The sequence below is a fragment of the Cobetia sp. Ld8 genome, assembly GCF_045066615.1.
Lineage (GTDB): Bacteria > Pseudomonadota > Gammaproteobacteria > Pseudomonadales > Halomonadaceae > Cobetia > Cobetia amphilecti.
In genome coordinates this window covers 1,012,184-1,036,364 of sequence record NZ_JBISHF010000007.1, presented here as the reverse complement: position 1 = coordinate 1,036,364, position 24,181 = coordinate 1,012,184, and the positions used below count along the sequence as shown (strand labels likewise).

Below are 24,181 nucleotides of genomic sequence, written 5' to 3'. Positions count from 1 at the left end.
CCATTCAGGTTCGTTTCAGCTTGCCGTGGCTTCATCCATGTCATGACTCATCATTCATGACCCGGGAGCAGCTACGGCCATGGCACCAAAACCGTCTGAATTTTCTGTATCACGTCGACAGTTGCTCAAGGGAGGTTCTGCCCTGGGGTTGGGCGCAATGATGTCAGGCGTGGCACCCGCCTGGGCCAACCCCTGGGGGCACACATCAGGGTACTCCCAAGGGGTTGAGCATGGGCCCGAGATCTCTCTTGTCATTCGACGTGAAGACATCGACATTGCCGGGAAATTCGCGCGTCCCATCAGCATCAATGGCAGTAGTCCCGGGCCCATGGTGCGCTTGAAGGAAGGGCAGGATGCTGTCATCAAGGTGACAAACCTGCTCGATGAGCCAACCTCCATTCACTGGCATGGCATCATACTTCCCCCGGAAATGGACGGCGTGCCGGGTATCAGCTTCGCAGGGATAGCACCGGGCGAAACCTTTACCTACCGGTTTCCTGTCACTCAGAGCGGTACCTACTGGTATCACAGTCATTCAGGCCTCCAGGAGCAGGAAGGCCACGCAGGTCCATTGATCATCGACTCCGCAACCCCCGAAGCCTTCACCTATGATCGTGAGCATGTCCTGCTGCTGACTGACTGGACATTCGAAGCCCCCAAGTCCGTATTTCGCAATCTCAAGACCATGGAAGGCTACTACAACTACCAGGAGCGTACCGTCGCTGATTTCTTTGCGGATGTACGGCGGGGTGGTTGGGTGGACACGATCGAGTCGCGCAGCATGTGGGCAGAGATGCGCATGAGTTCACGGGATATTGCCGATGTCACCGGCAGTACCTATACGTATCTTCTCAATGGTCATTCACCAGAAGAAAACTGGAGCGCGCTATTCAAGCGTGGGGAAACAGTGCGTCTGCGTGTCGTCAATGGCTCGGCAATGAGCTACTTCGATTTACGTATTCCCGGCTTGAAGATGACCGTGGTGGCGGCAGATGGTCAGCCAGTGCAACCGGTAGATGTGGATGAGTTCCGTATTGCCGTGGCGGAAGCCTACGATGTGCTGGTGACACCGGAAGATGACAAGGCGTACACCATCTTCGCCGAAGCCATGGACCGCAGTGGCTACGCGCGAGCCACGTTGGCACCCCGCCCCGGGATGGAGGCGCCCGTACCTGAACGACGGCAGATCGCTGATCGCGGGATGGAGGCCATGGGCGCTCATGCTGGAATGGAGCACTCGCAGATGGCAGGCATGGACCATTCGCAGATGGCAGGCATGGATCATTCGCAGATGGCAGGCATGGATCATTCGCAGATGGCAGGCATGGATCATTCGCAGATGGCAGGCATGGACCACTCGCAGATGGCAGGCATGGATCATTCGCAGATGGCGGGCATGGACCATTCGAAGATGGCGGGCATGGACCATTCGCAGATGGCAGGCATGGATCATTCGCAGATGGCAGGCATGGACCATTCGAAGATGACTGGCCTGCAAGCCGATGCAGCCCAGGGCGGCACGCTGATGGCAGGCGCTGCTCAGCAAGGGGCTCGTTATGACCAGGCGGGAATCGGTCTGGACCAATCGCTGCGTCGTGTACTGGTCTATCAGGATCTCAAGGCCTATTCACCATGGCCGGACAGACGCGGCCCCATGCGCGAGATGGAGTTGCATCTGACCGGCAATATGGAACGTTATATGTGGTCCTTCGATGGCAAGAAGTTCAGCGAAGTCAATGGCCCTATTCATTTTCATAAAGATGAGCGCCTCCGTCTCATCTTGATCAATGACACCATGATGGAGCATCCCATTCATTTACATGGGATGTGGATGGAGCTCGAGAATGGCCACGGTGATCTGATTCCTCGCAAGCACACCTTGAATGTCAAACCCGGTGAGCGCGTTTCAGCGTTGATCACTGCCGATGCAGAAGGTAGCTGGGCTTTCCATTGTCATCTTCTGTACCACATGGATGCAGGTATGTTCCGTGTCGTAAAGGTTTCCTGAGGAGTCATCATGTCAATCAGTCAGCATTCATTTCGTCTTGCCTGCGTGACGGTATGTCTATTCTCCGGTGCTGGTGTCTCCCTGGCATTTGCCCAGGATGGATATGATGCCCCCGCGTCATGGCCATCACCCATGGCCGAACATCTCCAGTGGAGCGCAGTCTTCGATCGCCTGGAATATAGCCTTCCGGACAAGGGAGAGGACTCCCTGGTGTGGGATTTTCAGGCCTGGTATGGCGGAGATACCCACCGCGTCTATCTCAAGTCAGAAGGGGAGAATGTCCAGGGCGATGGGGAAGAAGCCGAGTTTGAATCCCTTGAGCTTCTCTACAGTCAGCTGGTTGCCGATTTCTGGGAGTTCCAGATCGGCGCTGGCTATCAGGGTGGTGTGTTCAACGATGATCATGATGAAAGCGTGTATGGGGTGTTCGGCTTTCAGGGAACCGCCCCCTACCGGATCGAGACGGATGCCGCAGTGCAGTACCGAGAGGAAGGTATCGTGACTGCCAGCCTGGAGCTTGAACATGATGTGCGCCTGACCCAGCGCTGGTATCTACAGCCACGTAGTGAAATGGTCTTCGCTGCCAATGAGTCCAGGCAACAGGGGATTGGGACGGGCCTCAACTCATTACGAATCGGCTTGCGTGCTCGCTATGAGATAACTCGGCGCGTAGCGCCTTATGTCGGCATGTACTGGCAGAGAGAGTATGGCGAAACCGCCGATATGCAGCATGAAGAAGGTGAGGATGTGGAGGATACGGCTGTCGTGGTCGGTGTGCGCTTGATGTTCTGAATCTCGATGGCTGTCGTGTATTGGCTGCTGGTGGTCGAAGTCATTCTCTGGAGGTGTTCCTTGAATGATGCAGAGACAGCTCAATGAAATCGGACAAGCGTTTCAGGTGCCAAGGCGCTGCCCGATGCATCGCGTCATGTCGCTGGTATTGTTGGCCGTCAGCCACCGGCTTTTTTACATAGCGGTCTGGGCGTTGAATCATGTTGTTTCATCAAGGGGACTGACATGAAAAAAGTACTGGTAGGGATGTGTCTGGCATTCATGGTGCTGCTGGCAGCCGGGGCTGGAGTCATTTACTCCGGCGTCGTCAGTGTCGCGGCAGATGATCCGCATGGGCCATGGGTCTATGGAATTCTTGAAACGGCGCGTGATCGTTCGATCGAGAGCCACGCGAGTGATATCGCAACGCCATCCCTCGATGATGAAGCCATGAAAGTGGCGGGGGCCGGCAATTATGCATCGATGTGCGCCTCCTGCCATCTCGCGCCAGGCATGCAAGAGACTGAACTCAGCAAGGGGCTTTATCCCAGTCCACCGAATTTTGTGACTTCGGATATGCATGGTGAGCCTGGAGAGCACTTCTGGGTCATCAAGCATGGGATAAAAGCCAGTGGAATGCCGGCATGGGGCAAGAGCATGCAGGATGAATATATCTGGCAGATGGTCGCTTTCATGCAAGAGCTACCGGGCATGAGTGCTGCGCGTTATACGGCTCTTGTGGCAGCAAGTGATGGTCATCAACATGGCGGAGGGGAGACTGCACAATCATCGTCATCGCATCATGACGATGACACCCGCCAACCACACCGCGCCAAGGAAGCTGATGGACCTGCTGATTTACAAGACAGCTATGAGCGGAAGGGCAGCCATGAGCCGGAGGGCAGTGACCGGGCTGAGGATCATCCTCACTCATCACATGATGCAGAGCATCAACATTGAAGGGTCAGCATCATTCATCGGAAGTGACGTACACGGCCAGCCGCAAACAACATGGCGTGCCTGACCGGCGTGCAATGCCAGAGCCGGCCTCAGCTTGACGAGGTGGTGCATGGCGACATTCTCGATGTGCTGGCAGAGACGCCGGCATCCTGCGTGGCGATCAGCTGTCGCATCAGTGCCAACTGGCAGCAGGGTGAGCAACTCACCAGACTCGTCGAGGCGATTCTTCGTCATCCATGCCTGCGAATCGTGATCGATGCCTTTGATGTCGAGCGTCTGCCGTTGTCCACGCGCATCGTGTCGGGCAGCGGTCGTCATCAACTGGCTTGGCAGACCCTGTCGTGCCACTCGCTGGAGCCGGAATGGGGCATGCATGCCGTCCACTGGCGGGGCGAGAAACCTGACATGCCGGCATGGGTCAGCGCCTTTGAACCTGCGACGCTGACCCGATGTCTTGCCCGCCAGTTGTCCGGTCATGAGGTCCGTTGTCTGCCGCCCCTGATTCCGCAGGACCCCGGTTTCACGCTCGTCATCACGCCACGCACGCCCTGATTCCCCGCACGTTCTCATTCTCATGCCGGCCATCGGCGTGAGCTGATGTGTGAGCCAATGCGCGAGCAGAGGCACGCCGTGCCGAATCACACCGCCTGGGTGGCTTCCTCGACCCGCTCGGCTCGTTCGGCACGCTTGAGCATGCGATAGCGCGAGCGCACTTCGTCACGTTCCAGGTAGCAGCCCTGCAACCAGCGGCTGCCGCTTTCGCCCTCGAAGGCATCGCGGGCGTGCAGCAGGCGGCGATTGTCGAAGATGACCATGTCGCCGGGGGCATAGGTGAAACGCATGGCGAAGCGCGGTTCACGCAACATGCGTTGCAGCGTCATCAGTGCTTCATAGGCGGTCTCGGTCTGCTCGAACGGCGCCATCATCGGCCCGCGCAGGAAGTCGGCGATCCGCACCTCCAGCAGTTCTCCTGCCTGACCCAGCACGATCATCGGCGAATACCAGACATGATCGGTATTGCGCGAGGTATTGGCGTAGCGCCAGTGCACCGTGGTGAGTGTCTCGTAGGCCTCGGGGTGTTCTTCCTTCAGCGCCGCCGCGATGGCGAAGCCATCCATCATCACCGCCATGCCGCCTTCCACGGTGTTCTCGAGACAGTAGAGACACTGCAGGCCCGGCTGATATTCCCGGGTCGGCAGGTCCACATGCGGCGGCAAGGCGATGGAGGTATAGGCGTTGGAATCCGGGTTCTGGATCGCGCGGACATTGAAGAGGTGGCCGAAGTTGGTGGTGCGGATCGAGCCGATGCGTTCGGCGACCTTTTCGATGGCGCCTTCTTCCGTCGGCAGGTTGCGCAGGCGCACCAGTCCCTTGCCGAGCAGTTCGTGCAGGGTTGGATACAGAATCTCCGCCTCCTGCGCGCTGCCATGATCGGCTTCGGCCAGGCGGGCGGCATCGATGGTCGGCGGCTGGCCCAGCTGCTCACCGTGCCAGAGCGTCAGCGGTGGCAGTTCCGGCGGCAGCGAGTCCTGGTTGTCATAGTCATTGGCACGCAGGAAGCCCGGGTGGAAGCGCAGGCGGCGGTCTTCGGGCGTGAACAGCACGCTGAGTGCGCCGTCCTCATCGATGCTGGCCTCGGAAATTTCCGGCCAGGCGGGAATCTGGGAGAGGTCCAGGATGCGTTCGCGCGTCGCCGGGTTGACGGTGGTATCGTCCGCGGCGTTCTCGCGCAACCAGACACTATGAAAACGACTGACGCGGCCATCGCTCCAGGTCACGCTCAGATAGCGTGCTTCGTGAACGACCTTCACGAGAGTCTCGTCAATTGGCCAGCTGTCGTAATCGGGTGTGATCGGGAGCGCCATGGAGAGTCCTTCCTTCTGTCAGGTGAGCGATTCCCCGACAGAATGGCAGCCCACGGCGCTCGCTACTGTGCCCAATTCGACACCGACTGTGCCCAATTCGACATCGCGATGCGGGTATCGGGCGTGGATCACATCAGAGGGCGTGGTGGCTGGCGGCGCGCCTGGGTCGGGGTGATGCCGAAGCGACGACGAAAGGCGCGAGTGAAACTCGAATGCGAGGTGAAACCGCAGGCCAGGGCGATATCGGTGACGCCATGGCGGGTATCGTGAAGCAGGCTGCGTGCGTGCAGCAGGCGACGCTCCCCATGATAGGCGCGAGGCGTGCAGCCGAGCCCTTGCTGAAAGCGGCGCTCCAGCTGGCGCCATGAGAGGCCGAGCTCCTCGGCAAGTGCCTCGATGCTGAGCGGGGCCTCCAGGGTGTTCTCCATGCGCGTGATCGCACGCCTGAGCAGCGGGTCGGCCAGATCGGCCGTCTGCTGACTGATGCCGCGCTGGCGGCTGGCCGGCAGGCGGCCCTGATCGAGAATCAGTTGTTCGCGTACCGCCTGATAGAGCGTCTGACCATGCTGGCGGCGAATCAGCTCCAGGCTCATGTCCAGCGGGGCGCTGCCGCCGGCGCAGAAGAAGCCATCGTCACTGATTTCATACAGTGACTCCACGGCGTCCACCTCATCGAAGCGCTGGCTGAATTCCGGCAGGCTTTCCCAATGCAGCGTCACCGTCTTGCCGGTGAGCAGGCCGGCACGCGCCAGCACGAAGCAGCCGGTGTCTACGCCGCCGAGCTGGCAGCCGCTACGGGAGCGCTCCTGTAGCCAGTGCAAGGTGCGGTCTTCCAGATAGGCTTCCGGGGCAAAGCTGGTGCACACCACCAGCTTGTCCACTGCGGCGAGGTCATCACGTGCGGTATCCACCGGCAGCACCATGCCGTTGGAGGCCTTGACCGACGCGCCATCCTGGCTTGCGAGTGTCCACTGATACAGGCGTGTTCCGCGCAGTCGATTGGCGATGCGTAGCGGCTCGATCATCGAGAACAGCGCGACCATCGCGAAGCCCGGCAGCAGGAAGATGCCGAGTTGGTGACGGTCAGCGGGGGCAGGCGAGGCAAGGGTGGCGGTCAAGGGCGCAATGCTGGTGGGCTGGTCAGACAATACGCCGTCTTCCGGAAGGCCGAAGGCATAGGACGCATCGGGCGGCGTAGCGCTGGAATCGTGTGAAGGCATGAGGATAGGCAACGACGACGTCGGGTGGCTCGGCAGAAGGGGATGGGCCTGACCTTAGCGTGTTCGCTACCTGAGTGCGAGAGGGGTGATGGCGTGATGCGAGGGCTTCGGCGAGAGGGCTTTGGTGAGCGGGCTTTGGTGAGAGGGCTCCGTCCTGCTTGGCGCTCCTGATCAGGACAGGCAGGACGGAGCAATTCACGCATCATTGCGTTACAGCATCCTGAGGCAGTTGCGTCCTTCTTCCTTGGCCGCGTACATGGCTTCATCGGCACGAGCGATCAACTGCTCGCGGGTGGCACTATCATTGGGCTCCAGGCAGGTCAGACCTATGCTCAATGACAGGGGCAGACGTTGACCAGCGTACTCCACGACACTGTCCTTCATGCGTTGTCGCAACAGGTTGATGCGTGTGGCAGAGTCACTGAGCAACGAGTCAGGCAGGATGGCCAGGAATTCCTCACCTCCCCATCTGGCGAGGGTGTCGCCGGGCAGCAGAATCTCCTCGGCGAGGGCGCTCAAGTGTTGCAAGGCAAGATCACCGGCGTCATGACCATGATTGTCGTTGATCTTCTTGAAATGGTCGAAATCCAGCAGTGCCACGCACAGGGGGTGGTCAACCTCGGCATTGGCCAGTGCCGCGATGCTGTCATCCAGTACCTGCTGAGCATGACGTCGGTTGTAGAGGCCGGTCAGCGGGTCGGTGATCGCGATCTTCTCCAGCGCCTGATGCGCTTCCTGCAAGGCATTGATGTCATTGGCTCGTGCGACTTCGTGGCCGGCCCATAACGCGATGAGTCGCACCAGCTCGATGTCCTGAGAGGTGAAGGGCGGTACAGGGTCAGGACTTGAGAAGTTGAAGGTACCGTAGCGTTCACCATCCACGATCACCGGCGCCCCGATGTAGGCTTCCAGGTTGAAGTTGGCGTAGCAGGGGTGATTTCTGATTTCACTGTTTGCCACATGATGGAAGGCTTGTACGCTATCAGCCTTGTAGACGTGATCGCAATAGGTATCGCTGAGCGAGAAACTAAGTCCCGGCTCCAGCAGGTCTTCCGGGTGACAGGCACGCTGGACGACATAATCTCCGCCTTTGATGCGGCTGAAGATACCGATCGGCAGGCCGAAATGGGCGCAGCCCAGTTTCAGCAGCTCGTCGATGCGAGCATTGAAGTTGAGTTCTCGTGATGAGGTGATGGCATGCAGGCTGTGGAGGGTATGTTCCGCCGTCACGCGGCGTGAGACATCGCGGATCAGCCCGAACATGAAGATGTTGTCGCTGGTGGGGTCCTTGATGGGGCCGCCGAGCGTCTCCCCATAGAAATAGGTGCCATCCTGGCGTCGATAGCGAATGACTCGACCTTCCTTTTCGGGCGGGGCATCGACACGAAAGCGTCTTGCTCCTTGGCGCTCGAATTCATCGCTGGAGGCATACAGTACCCTGGTCTGCTTGCCGATCAGTTCCTCGCGGGGATAGCCGAATGTCTTTACCGCGCTATCGTTCATGTAGGTGATGTGGCGCTGATCATCTGCAAGCAAGATGATATCGTCGATCTGGCCAAGCATCTGGCCCAGCAGGGTTTGAATCGTCTCAAAGCGTTGCATGACGCATGCTCCTTGGGTCGTGCCGCTATCTCGGGAGAGGCATTCCTTGCCGCAGTCGTCATTCCTGTCGCTGGGAAGGCACGGACGCTTTCGTCATCAAGCATAGGCCTCATGATGACTGTTGCACGATACATAACTCATATTAACGTATGAGCATACGGTCGCGTCCTGAACTCATTCTTCTCGGCATTCGTATATTCAACGTAAGGGTAGTGCAGTGCCAGAGGCCGCATCCGTAGATTCCCGCCAAGCTCCTGTTGAACTTCATGGCTTCGTGCTGACACGTCATTGGCGGGACACGCCCGAGGGGGTGGTGATCAGCTTCTGGATCCGCACCGACGAAGGCGCCGTACGTGTCGAATTTGCGCCCCAGGAAGTCGTCGCTTTCCTGCCCGCCGAACAGCAAGTGCTGGCTCAGACACTGGTGAGCTTTGAGGCCGGCGCCGAGCTGCGTCCGCTGGCACTGGAAGACTTCCACCATCGCCCGGTGGTGGGGCTCTACTGTCGTGAATATCGCACCCTGGGCCAGCTGGCGCGCCGTTTGAAGGCGATTGGCGTCGACGTCTACGAAGCGGATGTGCGTCCGACGGACCGCTACCTGATGGAGCGTTTCATCACGGCAGGCGTCACGGCACGCGGCGAGCGCCAACCTGATGGCAGCGTGAAGAATGCACGTCTGACACCGCTGGAGGGCTATCGGCCACCGCTGCGCTGGGCATCGCTGGATATCGAGACCGATGCGCGGGGCAATCTGTATTCCATCGCGCTCGAGGGCTGCGGACAGCGTCAGGTCTACATGCTGGGGCACCCCAATGGCGAGGAGGACACCAGCCGCGATTTCTCGCTGGAATACCGCGATAGCCGGCGTGAGCTGCTGCAATGCCTGCTGGACTGGGTCGCAAGGCATGATCCGGATGTCATCATCGGCTGGAACGTCATCCAGTTCGATCTGCGCATGCTGGTGCGGCTGTCAGAGGCCGAAGGCCTGCCGCTGCGACTGGGACGTGACGCCAGCGTGATGCAGTGGCGCTCTCATTCCCGCCAGGCCGAGCACTTCTTTGCCGAGATCGCCGGGCGTTGGGTGGTGGATGGCATCGAGGCGCTCAAGTCGGCCTTCTGGCATTTCGAGTCGTTCAGTCTCGAGAATGTCTCGCGTGAGCTGTTGCAGGAAGGCAAGGCCATCGATGACCCCTACGGCCGGCTGGACGAGATTCTGCGCATGTTCGCCGAGGACAAGCCTTCCCTGGCGCGCTACAACCTCAAGGATTGCGAGCTGGTCACGCGTATCTTCGCGAAGACGCGACTGATGGAGTTTCTGCTCGCGCGGGCCGCTGCCACAGGGCTTGAGGCGGATCGTAGCGGTGGTTCGGTGGCGGCCTTCACGCATCTGTATCTGCCGAGGTTGCACCGGCTGGGCAAGGTCGCGCCCAATCTGGGAGACGTGGTGGGGGAGGACAGCCCCGGCGGCTTCGTGATGGATTCCCAGCCCGGGCTTTATGACTCGGTGCTGGTGCTGGATTTCAAGAGTCTGTATCCCTCCATCATCCGCACTTTCCTGATCGACCCGCTGGGCCTGATCGAAGGGCTGCGTGGGTCGGAGAACGGCTCGGATGATGCCCCTGAGGCCGGTGTGCCCGGTTTTCTCGGCGCGCGCTTCTCGCGTGACCGACACTGCCTGCCGGGCATCGTCGCCGAGATCTGGCAAGCACGTGACGCCGCCCGCGCGGCGGGTGACGCCCCGCTGACCCAGGCGCTCAAGATCATCATGAATGCCTTCTACGGCGTGCTGGGATCACGTGGCTGTCGTTTCTTCGATCCACGGCTGGCGTCCTCGATCACGCGGCGTGGCCATCAGATCATCCAGCAGACGGTGGAGTTGATCGAGGCGCAGGGCTATCGCGTCATCTATGGCGATACCGACTCCACCTTCGTGTGGCTGGGCGCTGCGCATGAGGAAGCCGAGGCGAGCCGGATCGGCCGTGAGCTGGCGGCGCATGTCACCGACTGGTGGCGACGGCATCTCAAGGACAGTCTCGATCTCGACAGCGCGTTGGAGCTGCAGTTCGAGACCCACTATCAGCGCTTCGTGATGCCGACCATTCGCGGGGCCGAAGAGGGCAGCAAGAAACGCTACGCCGGGCTGCAACAGACAGGCAGCAGCGGCCAGACGGAACTGGTGTTCAAGGGACTGGAGTCGGTGCGTTCCGACTGGACGCCGCTGGCCAAGACCTTCCAGCAGGGACTCTATCGCCGCATCTTCGAAGGCAGCCCCTATCAGGAGTATCTGAAAGGCTACGTGCAGGATTACCTGCAACGCCATGCCCATGGCGCGGCGGACACCTCGGATGTCGAGGCCTTGATCTACCGCAAGCGACTGCGGCGCAAGCTCGACGACTATCAGCGCAACGTGCCGCCCCATGTCCGTGCGGCGCGTCTGGCGGATGACGAGAACCGCCGGCGAGGCCTGCCGTTACGCTATCAGCGCGGCGGCTGGATTCGCTATGTGATGACCACCTCCGGCCCGGAACCCGTCGAATATCTGCGCTCGCCCATTGATGTCGAGCACTACCTGAGTCGCCAGCTCAAGCCCGTCGCCGATGGCATCCTGCCATTCGTCGACGATGATTTCGATCGGCTGCTGGATCGTCAGATGACGCTGTGGTGAGACTTACGGCCACATGAGTGGCCCATGAGCGGGGTGTTCCTATCGGGGAGTGGTGCAAGAGAGGGGGATCGCGCGACGGTATCTATAGTCGTTATTTAGTAGTGATAATATTTCTCATTATTTCTTGCATTAAAGTATGCGCGCCGTAAGATCCTCTTTCGGCGCAGTCACATGACCTGCGTCGCCGCCTTTTGGTGGCGGTCTGATTGCCATGATGTCCGGGAGCAGGTGTGACGTTACTGAAAGTGGTTCTTGCCCAATATCGCTGGTCCTTTCTTGGTGTGATCTTTCTGAGCCTTGTCAGTGCAGGGCTAGGCATCGGTGTCATTGCCTATATCAACCAGCGACTCATCGCGCATTCTGCCACCGTCCCCCTGGACGAGGGGCTTGCGGCCCATGTCGGGGTGCTTCCGGAGTTTCTTGGGCTGATTCTGCTGTTGCTTGCGATCACGCTGGGGGCACAGTTGGCATTGACGACGCTGGGGCATCATTTCGTGCATGGACTGCGCGGGCGTTTGGTCAAGCAGATCCTCGATACTGATATCGAGCGGCTCGAGCAGCTCGGCAGCGCCAACCTGCTGGCGAGTCTTTCGAGTGACATCCGCAACATCACCCTGGCGTTCGTGCGCCTGCCAGAACTGGTACAAGGCATCGTGCTGACCCTGGGAGCCGTGTTCTATCTTGGCTGGTTGTCTCTCGGCATGATGTTGATCACCGCCATCTGGGTGACCTTGACCATTATGGGGGGCAGCTGGATGGTCACGCGAGTCTATCGCCACCTGGCCGAGGTGCGTGAAGCGGAGAGTCGCCTTTATGCCGACTATGAGGCTGTCATCGACGGGCGCAAGGAGCTGGCGCTCAATCGTCCACGTGCGCGTGACTATTTCGACACCAGCTACAGTGTCAATGCCTGTGAGTATCGCCATCATGTCGTGCGCGCGGACACCTACCACCTGAGCGCCGTCAACTTCTCCAACATCATGATGCTGGGCGCCATCGGTATTGTCTTCTATCTGGCCAATGGCCTGGGATGGGCCAGTGGTGAAGTCGCCGCGACCTTTTCCCTGACTCTGCTGTTTCTGCGCACGCCCTTGATCCAGGCCGTGGGGGCATTGCCCACCTTGCTGGGGGCTGATGTGGCCTTTGCCAAGCTGCGCAAGTTGGCATTGGCACCGGTCAACGCCGATTTCGCGTCTCCTCGGCATCCCGAGCCGCGAGGACATGATTCAGCCGCAGGCACTTCGGCCGAGTCTCACTGGCAGACCCTGAGTCTACAGGGTGTCTGCTTTCGCTACGCCGGCCGCGAGAACACGGGACAGGACATTGCGCACAATGACATGCAGGCCTTCTGCGTCGGTCCGCTGGATCTTACCCTCAGGCGCGGAGAGCTGGTCTTCCTGATCGGTGGCAATGGCAGTGGCAAGTCGACCCTGGCCAAGCTTCTGACCGGCCTCTATCGGCCAATCTCAGGCACGCTCTTGCGGGACGGGCACCCGATAGGCGAAGACGAGCGGGAAGCCTGGCGTCAGCAGTTCTCGGCGGTCTTCACTGATTTCCATCAGTTCGATCGCCTGCTGGGTCCGACCGGTGGGCCGGCAGACCCGGCATTGATCGCGCAGTGGGTCGACTACCTGCAGATGCGCGAGAAGCTGGTGCTTGAGGAAAACCGTGTGATCAATACCGAGCTGTCTCAAGGGCAGCGCAAGCGACTTGCGCTGTTGATGGCAGTGGTAGAGCGTCGCGACATCGTGTTGTTGGATGAATGGGCGGCAGATCAGGACCCGCAATTCCGCCGCATCTTCTATCGTGATCTGCTGCCGCGTCTGCGCGAGATGGGCAAGACGGTCTTCGCCATCAGTCACGATGATCATTATTTCGGGCAAGCGGATAGATTGTTCGAGATGCGCGCCGGCAAGTTGCAGGAGTTGTCGGGCGCCCAGCGTGATCGTATCAGTCGGGACGCTGTGGCGCGCCTGGATGAAGCGTGACCGGGAAGACGAAAGCGCATACCTGCCGATGCCCTGCAAGACGTCCCACGGGCTGGGCATCGTCTCAGCGCTGGGCAGAAGAACATGGACGAAGATGGAAGACGCGATGCAGGTAGCAGACGCAAGAAGTCGCAACGCCAGGACGTGAGCCCAGGAGACGGTCTCATGTGATGTGTCAGGGATGATGTCCGGCTGCAGAGTGAATCGCCCCTCGGGGTGTTGCAGTCGGTAGGACGCGCCATTCTCGGGATTACATGCAGGTGCATGCAGAACGGTGTGTCACCGCAAATTACATTTTTTGAATACGAATCATCCTGATTCCATTCCGCATTGGATATGAGCGTGCCAGTGAGAGACGCCACGAGACGGAAGGGGAGATTGACCACACAACGATCGTTGCAAGGGAACACAACATGCCAAGATACCTATCATCTCGACAGGTAGCTGCCCGGCCGGCACCTGCACCTTATTCATATGCCGTTCTGTCACAAGCCCCACTGTCTCACACCATACGGCTCTGCATCGCGGCATGGCTCCTGTCACAGTCCGCCATCGTGCTGGCCGCCGAGACCGATGACACCATGGTCGTGGTCGGAACGGCACTGAAAGTCGATGCGCCGCTGGTGGAGACGCCACGTCCGGTCTCGACGGTCAATCGCGAAGAGCTCGACACGCGTAACGTCCAGCAGCTCGATGAAACCTTCCGCTACCGTGCCGGCGTCCTGTCTGGCCATTATGGATCCGATAACAATACCGACTGGTTCAAGGTGCGTGGCTTTGATCAATCCACCTATCAGGATGGTCTGCGCATCTACCGTGAAGGGTTCTATCAGTGGTTGCCGGAGACCTGGGGCTTGGAGCGGGTCGATCTGTTCAAGGGGCCTTCCTCCATCCTCTATGGGGAGGCGCCTCCTGGCGGTCTGATCAATGCCATCAGCAAGCGTCCGACCGATGAGCCCCAGACGGAACTGCAGCTGCAGATCGGCAATCGCGGTCTTCGCCAGACGGGGCTCGATACTAGTGGTTATCTGAGCGAGTATGGGGATGTGCGTTATCGTCTGGTAGGGCTGTATCGCGAACGTGATGGGGATCTGGATCATACCGAGAACGAGCGCTACTACTTCGCACCGAGCCTGACCTGGGACATTTCGGATGCGACCCAACTGACGCTACTCGCCAGCCTCCAGAAGGATGATGGCGTACCTACCAACGCTTTCAAGCTGGCCTATGGCACCAATGATGATACGCCGTTCGGCAAGGTGGACCCGCAGACCAATTACAGTGAACCGGGGTATGACAAGGATGAGCGTACCCAGACATCCCTGGGCTATGAGTTTCGCCATCAAGTGAACGACACCTGGGCGCTGGAGCAGGATTTCCGTTATAGCCAGCTGGATCTCGACCTGATCAGCAGCTACATCCTCTATCAGTCCTCGGCGCGCGAAGGTCAGCGGGGGCTTCTGTACCGCGAGGGCACCATCGACAGCTATACCGTCGACAACCGGGCCATCGGCAAATGGTATGGCGAGCGCACCGAGAACACCTTGCTGCTGGGTGTGGATTATCAGAATCTGAGCCTGTCGGGCAAGGAAGCGGATGACTATGCCTTCGGCGACCCGATCGATCTGTTTGATCCGCAATACGGCAATTACACCGCATTGAGCGATGAACAGATCACGCGGCGCGATATCGACAAGGAGCAGATCGGTCTCTACGTGCAGGATCAGCTGCGCATCGACGACAAGTGGGTACTGCTGGCGGGAGTGCGCTACGACCAGGCCGAGACCGAGAACGTCAATCAGACGACGGGGTCTCGTGAGCGCTCCGATGATGACGAGATCAGCTGGTCGGGCGGGGTGATGTACCTGAGTGACTTCGGCCTCAACCCTTATCTGAGCTATACCGAATCCTTCGAGCCGATCAGCGCGACCGATGATCGCGGTTCGCTCTATGAGCCTCGCGAAGGTCGTCAGTGGGAGCTGGGCGCCAAGTACCAGCCTGCGGGCTGGGATGGGTATCTTACGGCTGCCGTCTTTGAACTCACTGAGGACAATACTCTTGTCACCACCGGAGGTTTTCAGGTTCAGGAAGGGGAACGCCAGTCGCGTGGCTTCGAGCTGGAGATGGTCGGTTATCTGACGGACCATCTCAAACTGACTTCAGCGTATACTTATACCGATGCACGCTTGGAAAACGATGTGCGTGCCCCGCTGATACCGCGCCATCAGGCCTCCAGCTGGCTGGATTACGCCTTCGAGCGTGGTGCCCTGGAGGGGCTGCGTCTGGGGGCGGGTGCCCGTTATGTCGGCGAATCAGTGGATGGCGATGCCACCGTGTCCGACTATCTGCTGTTCGATGCGATGGTTGGCTATGACTTCACTCGCGAGTTGAGTGCGCAGGTCAATGTCAGCAATCTCACCGACAAGGAGTATGTCGCCAGTTGCAGTTATTGGTGCTATTACGGAGAGTCTCGCAGCATCATCGGGAGTCTGACCTATCACTTCTGAGGCAGCTGGCTGCTATTGAGTGCTGATGCTCGTGAGAGCATGGCAATCTATCAACGACAAGGCCTCGCAGGCAGCTACCTGCGAGGCCTTGTCGTTCCTGAGGCATTGTCATCTTGAGACATGCGCGTTTGGGGCATGGTTACCGCTTGCTACATCAGCGCTAGGTGATTGTCCCAGTGGGTATTCGCCAGCCGCACCGGGCCAAGCGCCGGCAGCCCCTCCTCATCGATCAGCAGCCACTCGCCGCGACCATTGCTGACCACGAAGCCTGCCGGCGTCCGCTGCGTGGCCGGCACCGCCAGCACACCAGCGCAGTCGGCGAAGTCCAGAGTCGTGTCCAGCTCTCCCGTCGCGAGATTCCAGAGCGTGATCAGATTGCCGCGTGGGGCGGTCGCCACGGCCAGTCGCCCATCGGGGGAGACGGCGATGCTGGCGATGTACTGCTTGAACTGCGCGACGTAGTCCCGCGGCAACGGCAGTTCCTGCAAGCTCTCACTGCTGGGATGCTTCATCACCACCAGCGGGCGGTGGTCCGCCGCGGGGCCCTGGTACTGATAGCCCGCGACGATGACGCCCTCGCGGCTGACGTCCAGGTGGCGCAGTGACAGCTGGTGATGGGAGGGCTCGCCTTGCCAGCGAATCTCGCCCGAGACACGGTCGAGCAAGGTCAGATTCGACTGCATGCTGTCCAGGTTGAGCTTGACCCGACCGGTTTCAGGCCGCGTCAGAATCCCGCCATTGGCGATGATCAGCTGTTGGCCATCCGGGTGCAGGCGAATTTCATGCGGGCCGATCCCGCCACTGGCGAACTCGCCGATCCGCGCGAAGTCGCGATTCACGTCGTAGATGCCGATGCGGCCTTCTCCGGGCGCGATGGCATTCTCGGTGGTGTAGAGCAGACCGCCATCCGGGCTGAATACGCCATGCCCATAGAAGTGGCGGTCCGGTGCGGCCTCGATGCGTGCGATCCGCTCACCGCTATCGAGGTCGAAGACATTGATTTCCGTCCCCGGGCGCCGTGAGAAGATCAGCGCCCACGGCTTGTGAGGATGTCGGGTGGCGCCGTGGGCGCGCTGGCGTATCGGCTGGCGCCAGCGCTCCACTCCCTGATAACTGGTGCAGCTGGCAAAGTGCTGCCCCGTGTCATCATCACATGCCGAGATGGCCACCCCGAGTGGCTCGCGCCCCTGGGCACTGGCGGCGTTGTTGCCGCCCGCCACGGCCATGCCGCCGGGCAGCCCCATCAGTGGCGTGCAGGCCAACGCCTTGAGCAGCCGACGTCGCTGGCGGGCGTCGGCCGCGTGTGTGTCTGTCATGCCGTGAGGCATCTCGCCTGGCCCCTTGTCAGTTGTCATTCGCCGCTCTCAATTCCTCAGTCGCCATCGGTGCTGTTGAAGCCCAGTGACAGGCCCAGTGCCGGGTTGAGCGTGTCGGCAAAACCGGCCTGCAGGGTCTCGACATGGATCATGGCCTGCTGCAGCTCACCATTGCGCGGGTCATCGCGCAGTATGCCGGCGAGGTCATCCGGCAAGGCGGCGAAGGCCTGGCGCGCATCGACGAAATCGCTGGTGGTGGAGGCCACCATGCGCGGGTCGAGCTGGCCATTCAGGTAGCCTTGAATGCCAGCGGCCTCGTCATTGCCGAGCCAGAGGCGTTCCATCATCGCCAGGGTCGCTGCGATGTTGGCAAGCCCCATGCCGCCGCGCCAGGACTCAGCCGCGTAGGGGTTGGCCGTGCCGCCGTTGTCTAGGCCGATCGGCCGGCGCAGTTTGCGGTCCTTGATGGCTTCCAGCTGCACGGTCAGCGCGCGAACCAGAGACAGCACGGCGTCACGTGAATCGCTGAAGGCGCCAGTGCCTTCGGCCAGTTGCGGCGCGAACTGCTGCCACTCATCACGCAGCGTCTTGCCGGTATTGGCGGCGTAGGCGGTGTTGGCCGTCATCAACTCGCAGCGGCGCGAGTCGGCCGTCAGGGGCGAGTCGGCATAGCGGGCATCGAACAGCTGATACTCCACGCTGCCCAGTCCCTGCATGACGATGGATTGCTCCGCCAGATTCTCGACCGTGATCGGGGCATCACCGGCGAGCAGGGCGCGGGTCTTGCGCGCGACCAGATCCTTCTTGTCCGGCCAGAAATACAGCTGCCATTGACGCGAGTTCTGCAGGATCGGGCCCATTTCCACCCAGTTGACCTGATTCAGCCCCAGCATGGCGCTGCGCCAGTCCTGCTTGAGGGTGTCGAGGGTCACGTCACCCTCGGCAGAGCAGAACGCTTGAGTATGCTGCGCGAGCTGTTGCAGGCGGCTGGCAAGTTGCTGGTGCGCCTCGCTCAGCGTGTCAGCGGCAAACTGGCTGACGGCCGCTGCGCTGTTGGTGTCAGTGGTGGTAGCGTCTGTGTTGGCCGCAGAAGAGTCCGTCGCCGCCAGTGTGCTCGTCGAGAACAGCGCGGCGCCCAGCAGTGCCATGCCACAGGCCATCAGGGCCAGGGGCGAGGTCTTGCGCAGGGCAGGTTTCATCGGGGTTGCAGCTGGGGTGAAGGTGGCGCGGGGCATGAACGGGTATTCCTTGTCAGAGAGTCTCGAGGAAGCGCAACAGGGCTTCACGCTGGTCAGTCGGCAGGGCCACGACGGCATCGCGGCTTGGCTGGGCTTCGCCGCCATGCCAGAGCACGGCCTCGAGCAGGGTGCGTGCACGGCCATCATGCAAGAAGCCCGTGGCAGGGTTGACCGTCTGGGCCAGGCCGATGCCCCACAGGGGCGGCGTGCGCCATTCCTGGCCGCTGGCCTCGAATTCGCGGCGATCATCCGCCAGTCCTTCGCCCATGTCATGCAGCAGCATGTCGCTGTAGGGCCAGATCGTCTGCTCGGCCAGTTGTTCCGCCACGCCGCCGGACTGGGTGGTCAGGCGAGTGCGGTGGCAGCTGGCGCATTCAAGCTCGCGGAACAGTTGCTCGCCCTGGCGCACCGTAGGGGCATCGATGTCACGCCGGGTGGGCACGGCCAGATTTCGCGAGTAGAAGGCCACGTTGTCCATCACGTTGTCGTCGACCTCGATCTCTCCCCCATCGGGCAATGCCTCGCACTTCTGGAGCGGGGTGCAGTCGGTGGAGTTGACCAGATGGGAAGTCAGCCCCATGTCACCGGCGAAGGCCTTGGCGCTCTGCTGTCGCACATCGGGCTGGCCGGCCTTCCAGCCGAAACGCCCCATGACCTCGCGTTGCTCGGCAAGTGACCAGACAGTATTGGCGCGTCCGCTGATGCCGTCGCCATCCGCATCCTGCGGGTCGGCCCACTCGAGCAAGGTCTCGTCGCTGACCGCCTCGAGCAGCCCCAGCCCCACCATGCCGGGGGCGAGACGTGGGGAGAGTGCGATGGCGCCCGGGTCACCGAAGCCCGGTTCGACGATGGAATAGCGCGGCTTGCGCAATGCGATCACTTCCCCGTCCGCCAGTGTCACCGTCACGTCCTCGTAATCCACCTGCATACGGCCTTCGCGCTCGATGCCGGGCACGGCGGCATTCTGCAGCTGGGTGCCATAGACAGGATGCGGCATCACCCCGGCGATACGCCGGAATTCGCGCTCCTCATCGTTCCAGTTGTCCTCGTGGCTGTCTGGCAGGCCAATGCGCAGGAAAAGCCCCACCGAGGGATCGCCCTCGGCCGGCAGGCTGCCGCGACCATCCTTGACGTGGCAGTTCTGGCAGGCGTTGGTGTTGAACAGCGGACCGAGGCCATCGCGCGCGGTGGTGCTGGCGGGCGCGATCACCCAGGGGCTCTTGAAGAAGCTGTTGCCGACACTGAAGGACAGGCGCTGATCGAAGCTCAGGTTCTTGGCCGGCAGCGAATAGGCATTGGTATCGTGCTTGGGCACGCTGCCGTCGCCACCGCTTCTGTCGGTGTCCTGCAATGGCAGTTCGGCCAGATACGCGCTCACGGTCAGCGCTGGCTGGGCGGCCTGTGCTACGCCCAGCGGCAGGGCGGCAAGCGTGATGGCGAGAGACAACGCGTGGAGTGTGGGGTGTTTCGGGACGGCGTGTGGCATCAATGTAGGTCCTGGCTTGCGCGGTCAGGCTGCAGGTTCTTCCGGTGCTGCGCAGCAGCCTGAAAGAATCAGCAGACGCGCATCAAATGCTGGCGCGAAAAGCATCAACGCCCGAACCTGTGCGTAGACGGGTTCGGGCGTGGGGCTGCGCTGCATGGGGAGGATCAATCGTCACCCCATGGACTGGCAATCTCGAGCGTGTGCTTAGAACTCATGGTCCGCGGTATCGGCCTTCATGCCGCTGATGCCGACATCGTCGGCGATCTCTTCGATCAGGCGGGTCTGGGCGACCAGATCCTGAATGCTGGCATTGATGATCTCGGCGCCTTCGGCATTGCCCGGGGCGATCATCTGGTCAAACTTCATGCCGCCCTCGGCTTCTGCCGTGTCGACCATCACCTGCAGCTGGCCCATGGTGGTGTCCAGTGCCTCGTGCATCTTCTCGGCCAGTTCCGGATCATTCTGGGCGACGAGTGCATGCAGTGACGGGCCTTCGAAGGTGCGACCGTCCAGGGTCACGTACTTGCCTTCGTAGACGTTCTGGATGCCCTTGGCATTGTAGAAGTGCGAGTAGTGGGTGTTGTCGGAGAAGCAGTCATGCTCGTCTTCATAGGAGTTGGCTTCCAGCGCGACCTTCATGCGCTCACCGGCTAGCTCCCCCAGTGACAGGGAGCCCATGCCGAACAGCATCTTCTCGAGGCCTTCACCGGCCGGCAGCGAGGTCAGTTCCGCGCGGTAGTTGTCCTTCTCGCCCTGCGCCCACTGGCCGACCATGTATTCCAGGTCGCTGATCAGCAGGTCGTTGGCGGCCAGCAGGTAGGCGCCACGACGGTCACAGTTGTCGGCGGTACAGGCATCGCCCTTGGCGAAGTCGGTCGCCGGGCGCTCGCCGGCACCGGCCTCAAAGCCGTGCATGTCCTGCCCCCAGAGCAGGAATTCGATGGCATGGTAGCCGCTGGCCACGTTGGCCTCGAAACCGCCCAGCTCGTTGAGGGACGCCAGCAGCTCCGGGGTGATCTCGGTGGTGTCGATCTTGTCGGCACCGATCTGCACGCTGTCGCTGGCGATGATGTTGGCGCTGGCACCCGGGTTGCCCAGCTCTGCCTGATAGCCGTCGCCTTCGACGTAATCGATCAGGCCTTCATCCAGCGGCCAGGCGTTCAGCTGACCTTCCCAGTCATCGACGATGGCATTGCCGAAGCGGAACACTTCACTCTGCTGATACGCCACGCGCGCCTGCTTCCAGGCGGCACGTGCCGCGGCCAGCGTCTCGTCGGACGGCGACTCGATCAGCGCGGCATTGGCGGCGCGCAGGGCATTGGCACTGGCCAGGGCATCGCTGTAGGTGGCATGCGCGACGTTGGCGTACTGGGCGACGACAGCGTCGGCCGTCAGTGCCTTGTCATGCGCGTCGCCATGATGCTCTGCCAGAGCGGCACCGGTGAACATGGAGGCTGACAATGCGATGGCAGCTGCCAGCGGCTTGCGTGAGGCAAAACGGAAAGAGGCAGTCATGTGGATCCCTTGATCGGTCTGTTGTTATGCAGTGCGCGCAGAACGGCAGTGCGTGGGGCCGCTCGAGAGGGGGCGGGAAGTCATTACACGGTCTCTCGATGGTCGGCCCGCATCTCACTGGATCATATTGAGAACCTTTATTATTTGCAATCGACAAAACGTGCGTCCTGCAACGCAGGGATGCACTGACTGCAATGCGCCAACGCCCTGCTCATCATCTGTGGCTGCCCGAGCAGGGCGATCGGCATGCTATGGCAGAGCAGGGCAGAGCAGAGCAGAGCGTGTCAGGCCAGACCCGCGGCCTGTATCAGGGCGCGCGTATAGTCTTCGCGGGGATTGCCGAGCACTTCTGCCGTCGTGCCCGTCTCCACCAGGCGTCCTTCACGCAACACCATCACTCGATGGGATAGCGCGCGTACCACCGCCAGGTCATGACTGATGAACAGATAGCTCAGGCCTCGGCGTGTCTGGAGTTCACGCAGCAGGGCAATCAGCTGTTTCTGCACGCTGCGGTCCAGTGCCGAGGTGGGCTCATCGAGCACCAGCAGTCTGGGCTCGAGGATCAGGGCGCGCGCCAGGGCAATCCGCTGACGTTGGCCGCCGGAGAACTCATGGGGATAACGATCGGCACACGCCGAGGGCAGTTCGACTTCCTCCAGCACCTGTGCCACCCGCTGGCGAACCTCGTCCTCGCTGAGCGTTGGATGATGAAAGCGCAGCCCTTCACTGATGATGTCCGCCACCGGCATGCGTGGCGACAGCGAGCCATAGGGGTCCTGGAAGACGATCTGCATCTGGCGGCGACGCAGACGCAGCGTATTGCGATCCAGCGTATCGATGCGTTCGTTCTCGAGGTGGATCTCGCCCTTGGCGCTTTGCAGCTTCAAGAGCGCCAGGGCGAGTGTCGTCTTGCCGGACCCCGATTCCCCGACCACGCCGAGCGTCTCGCCGCGCGCCAGTGTCAGATCCAGCGGATGAACGGCGACGAAGTCCGCGGGGCGCTTCTGGAACAGCTTCTTGCTGCGCGCGAAGCGCACCTCCAGCTTGCGCGCGGCGAGAACCGGTGTCGCGGCGTCCTCGGCACTCAAGTCGCTGGCGAGGCCTTCGGGTTCGGCGGCCAGCAGCTCGCGGGTGTAATCGGCCTGCGGCGCATCGAATACCTCGTCGACGCGCCCTTGCTCGATGCACTCCCCGTCGCGCATCACGATCACGCGGTCGGCGTGACGGCGCACCAGATTGAGGTCATGGCTGATCAGGACCATCGCCATGCCCTGGTCGCGGCGCAGGCGATCCAGCAGCTGGAGTATCTCCTGCTGCACGGTGACATCCAGCGCCGTGGTCGGCTCATCGGCGATCAACAGCGGTGGCTGATTGGCCATCGCCATGGCGATCATCACACGCTGGCGTTGCCCCCCGGAGAGCTGGTGCGGCCAGGCGTCGATCAACCCCTCGGGACGCGGCAGCTGCACCTGGCAGAGCAGTTCCAGCACGCGCTGGCGGGCGGCATTGCCGCGCAGCCCCTGCTGGAGGCGCAGGCTTTCACTGATCTGTTCGCCGACACGCGTCAGCGGATTGAGCGAGGTCATCGGCTCCTGGAACACGAAGCCGATCTGGCCGCCGCGCACCCGCTGCCACTGGCGTGGCGTCAGGGCAGCGAGATCCAGCGTCTTGCCGTCAGGCCGCGTGAATTCGCGCTGCCCGGTGACATGGGCATGCCCCGGCAGCAGGCCGAGACTCGCCAACAGGCTGACGGACTTGCCCGACCCGGACTCGCCGACGATGGCCAGACATTCCCCCCGTCGGACCTCTAGGGAGAGATGCCTGACGACGGGTGTCTGGCCGAAGCGGATGCAGAGATCGTCGAGTCTCAGCACGCTGGCAGCGGCGCCGCTGTTGTCCACAGGTGAAGAGGGATGACTCATGCGTTCTGCTCCCGAGCGCTGATATGACGTGGGTCGAAGGCATCGCGCAGCCCTTCGCCGATGAAGACCAACAGCGTCAGCATGATGCCGAGGCTCAGGAAGGCGGTCATGCCCAGCCACGGTGCCTGCAGGTTGTTCTTGCCCTGGGCGACCAGCTCGCCCAGCGAGGGTGAGCCGGCCGGCAGGCCGAAGCCGAGGAAATCCAGCGCGGTCAGGGTGGTGATGGCGCCGGTGAACAGGAAGGGGATGAAGGTCAGGGTGGCGACCATCGCGTTGGGCAGCACATGACGCCACATGATCAGCCGCGAGGGCAGCCCCATGGCCCGAGCGGCACGCACGTATTCCAGATTGCGCGCGCGCAGGAATTCGGCGCGCACGATATCGACGATGCCCAGCCACGAGAACAGCAACATGATGCCGGTCAGCCACCACAGGTTCGGCTCGACGATGCTGGCGAGAATGATCAGCAGGAAGAGCACCGGCAGGCCGGACCACACCTCGATCAGACGTTGGCCGATCAGGTCGACCTTGCCGCCGAAGTAGCCCTGCACGCCACCGATCACCACCCCCAGCACCAGCGAGCCCGCCGTCAGTACCAGCGCGAAGATCACCGACAGCCGGAAGCCATAGATGACGCGCGCCAGCACGTCACGGCCCTGGTCATCGGTGCCCAGCCAATGACGGCCATTGGGGGCCGACGGCGCCGGAGAGCCCAGATTCAGATCCAGGGTGTCGTAGGAGTAGGGAATCAAGGTGTTGAGCATGAAGCCCTGCGCCTCGATGGCCTCGATCACATAGGGGTCGCGATAGTCGGTGGCGGTGGGCAGGAAGCCGCCGAAGGTGGTCTCCGGATACTCGTGCAGCATCGGCAGGTAGGTCTCGCCCTGATACTCGACCAGCAGGGGGCGGTCATTGGCGATCAGCTCGGCCCCCAGCGAGAGCACGAACAGCACGCCGAAGATCAGCAGCGACCACCAGGCGCGACGGTTGTCACGAAAGGCCGCCATGCGCCGTCGGGTGATGGGCGACAGGCGTGAGGCGCGCGGGCGTTGCAGTGGCTGCTGGCTTTCGTCGCTCACGTCGTGAGCGGGTGTTTCGTGACGCTTTGTTTCATGAAC

At 61.4% G+C, this 24,181-nt stretch carries 16 protein-coding genes; 7 read left to right on the top strand and 9 right to left on the bottom strand.

Annotated elements, in window-relative coordinates; all coding sequences use genetic code 11:
- The first annotated feature begins 79 nt into the window (after positions 1-79).
- The 4 genes from ACJJV2_RS09110 (at position 80) to ACJJV2_RS09095 (ending at position 4,291) form a co-directional block, all read left to right on the top strand.
- Positions 80-2,008: a copper resistance system multicopper oxidase gene (locus tag ACJJV2_RS09110; RefSeq protein WP_405280213.1), complete on the top strand. Its 1,929-nt coding sequence runs from the start codon at positions 80-82 to the stop codon at positions 2,006-2,008.
- A gap of 9 nt (positions 2,009-2,017) precedes the next feature.
- Positions 2,018-2,800 (top strand): copper resistance protein B, encoded by a 783-nt coding sequence (locus tag ACJJV2_RS09105; protein WP_405280210.1) that lies wholly within the window; start codon positions 2,018-2,020, stop codon positions 2,798-2,800.
- Positions 2,801-3,025: 225 nt separating this feature from the next.
- Complete coding sequence (locus tag ACJJV2_RS09100) at positions 3,026-3,739, top strand: c-type cytochrome (protein WP_405280207.1); 714 nt, start codon at positions 3,026-3,028, stop codon at positions 3,737-3,739.
- A gap of 51 nt (positions 3,740-3,790) precedes the next feature.
- Positions 3,791-4,291 (top strand): hypothetical protein, encoded by a 501-nt coding sequence (locus tag ACJJV2_RS09095; RefSeq protein WP_405280204.1) that lies wholly within the window; start codon positions 3,791-3,793, stop codon positions 4,289-4,291.
- 86 nt (positions 4,292-4,377) lie between these two features.
- On the opposite strand, the gene ACJJV2_RS09090 is transcribed toward ACJJV2_RS09095, so the two are convergent.
- The 3 genes from ACJJV2_RS09090 to ACJJV2_RS09080 form a co-directional block, all read right to left on the bottom strand.
- Positions 4,378-5,604, bottom strand: coding sequence for a TauD/TfdA family dioxygenase (locus ACJJV2_RS09090; protein ID WP_405280201.1), 1,227 nt, complete (start codon positions 5,602-5,604; stop codon positions 4,378-4,380).
- Positions 5,605-5,732: 128 nt separating this feature from the next.
- Entirely contained in the window at positions 5,733-6,824 is a 1,092-nt protein-coding gene (locus tag ACJJV2_RS09085; protein WP_405280198.1) for a GlxA family transcriptional regulator, read from the bottom strand.
- A gap of 210 nt (positions 6,825-7,034) precedes the next feature.
- Complete coding sequence (locus ACJJV2_RS09080) at positions 7,035-8,426, bottom strand: diguanylate cyclase (RefSeq protein WP_405280195.1); 1,392 nt, start codon at positions 8,424-8,426, stop codon at positions 7,035-7,037.
- 217 nt (positions 8,427-8,643) lie between these two features.
- On the opposite strand from ACJJV2_RS09080, the gene ACJJV2_RS09075 reads away from it, so the two are divergent.
- From ACJJV2_RS09075 to ACJJV2_RS09065, 3 genes are all read left to right on the top strand, one after another.
- Positions 8,644-11,091: a DNA polymerase II gene (locus ACJJV2_RS09075; RefSeq protein ID WP_405280192.1), complete on the top strand. Its 2,448-nt coding sequence runs from the start codon at positions 8,644-8,646 to the stop codon at positions 11,089-11,091.
- A gap of 230 nt (positions 11,092-11,321) precedes the next feature.
- Positions 11,322-13,079: a multidrug ABC transporter permease/ATP-binding protein gene (locus ACJJV2_RS09070; RefSeq protein ID WP_405280189.1), complete on the top strand. Its 1,758-nt coding sequence runs from the start codon at positions 11,322-11,324 to the stop codon at positions 13,077-13,079.
- A 581-nt stretch (positions 13,080-13,660) separates the two neighbouring features.
- The gene (locus tag ACJJV2_RS09065) at positions 13,661-15,586 is read left to right on the top strand and encodes a TonB-dependent siderophore receptor (protein WP_405280746.1); all 1,926 of its coding nucleotides are present in this window, start codon (positions 13,661-13,663) and stop codon (positions 15,584-15,586) included.
- Positions 15,587-15,735: 149 nt separating this feature from the next.
- On the opposite strand, the gene ACJJV2_RS09060 is transcribed toward ACJJV2_RS09065, so the two are convergent.
- The 6 genes from ACJJV2_RS09060 to ACJJV2_RS09035 all read right to left on the bottom strand — a co-directional run bounded on the left by ACJJV2_RS09060 (position 15,736) and on the right by ACJJV2_RS09035 (position 24,142).
- Positions 15,736-16,902, bottom strand: a complete 1,167-nt coding sequence (locus tag ACJJV2_RS09060) for a DUF1513 domain-containing protein (RefSeq protein ID WP_405280186.1) — start codon at positions 16,900-16,902, stop codon at positions 15,736-15,738.
- Positions 16,903-16,958: 56 nt separating this feature from the next.
- Positions 16,959-18,137: an imelysin family protein gene (locus ACJJV2_RS09055; RefSeq protein ID WP_405280183.1), complete on the bottom strand. Its 1,179-nt coding sequence runs from the start codon at positions 18,135-18,137 to the stop codon at positions 16,959-16,961.
- A 16-nt stretch (positions 18,138-18,153) separates the two neighbouring features.
- Entirely contained in the window at positions 18,154-19,626 is a 1,473-nt protein-coding gene (locus ACJJV2_RS09050; RefSeq protein WP_405280181.1) for a di-heme oxidoredictase family protein, read from the bottom strand.
- A gap of 204 nt (positions 19,627-19,830) precedes the next feature.
- Positions 19,831-21,141, bottom strand: a complete 1,311-nt coding sequence (locus ACJJV2_RS09045) for an imelysin family protein (protein WP_405280178.1) — start codon at positions 21,139-21,141, stop codon at positions 19,831-19,833.
- A 284-nt stretch (positions 21,142-21,425) separates the two neighbouring features.
- Positions 21,426-23,063, bottom strand: a complete 1,638-nt coding sequence (locus ACJJV2_RS09040; protein WP_405280175.1) for an ABC transporter ATP-binding protein — start codon at positions 23,061-23,063, stop codon at positions 21,426-21,428.
- On the bottom strand, positions 23,060-24,142 hold the full coding sequence (locus ACJJV2_RS09035) for an ABC transporter permease (RefSeq protein WP_405280172.1): 1,083 nt from the start codon (positions 24,140-24,142) through the stop codon (positions 23,060-23,062). The genes ACJJV2_RS09040 and ACJJV2_RS09035 overlap by 4 nt, the downstream gene beginning before the upstream one ends.
- Positions 24,143-24,181: the final 39 nt, after the last annotated feature.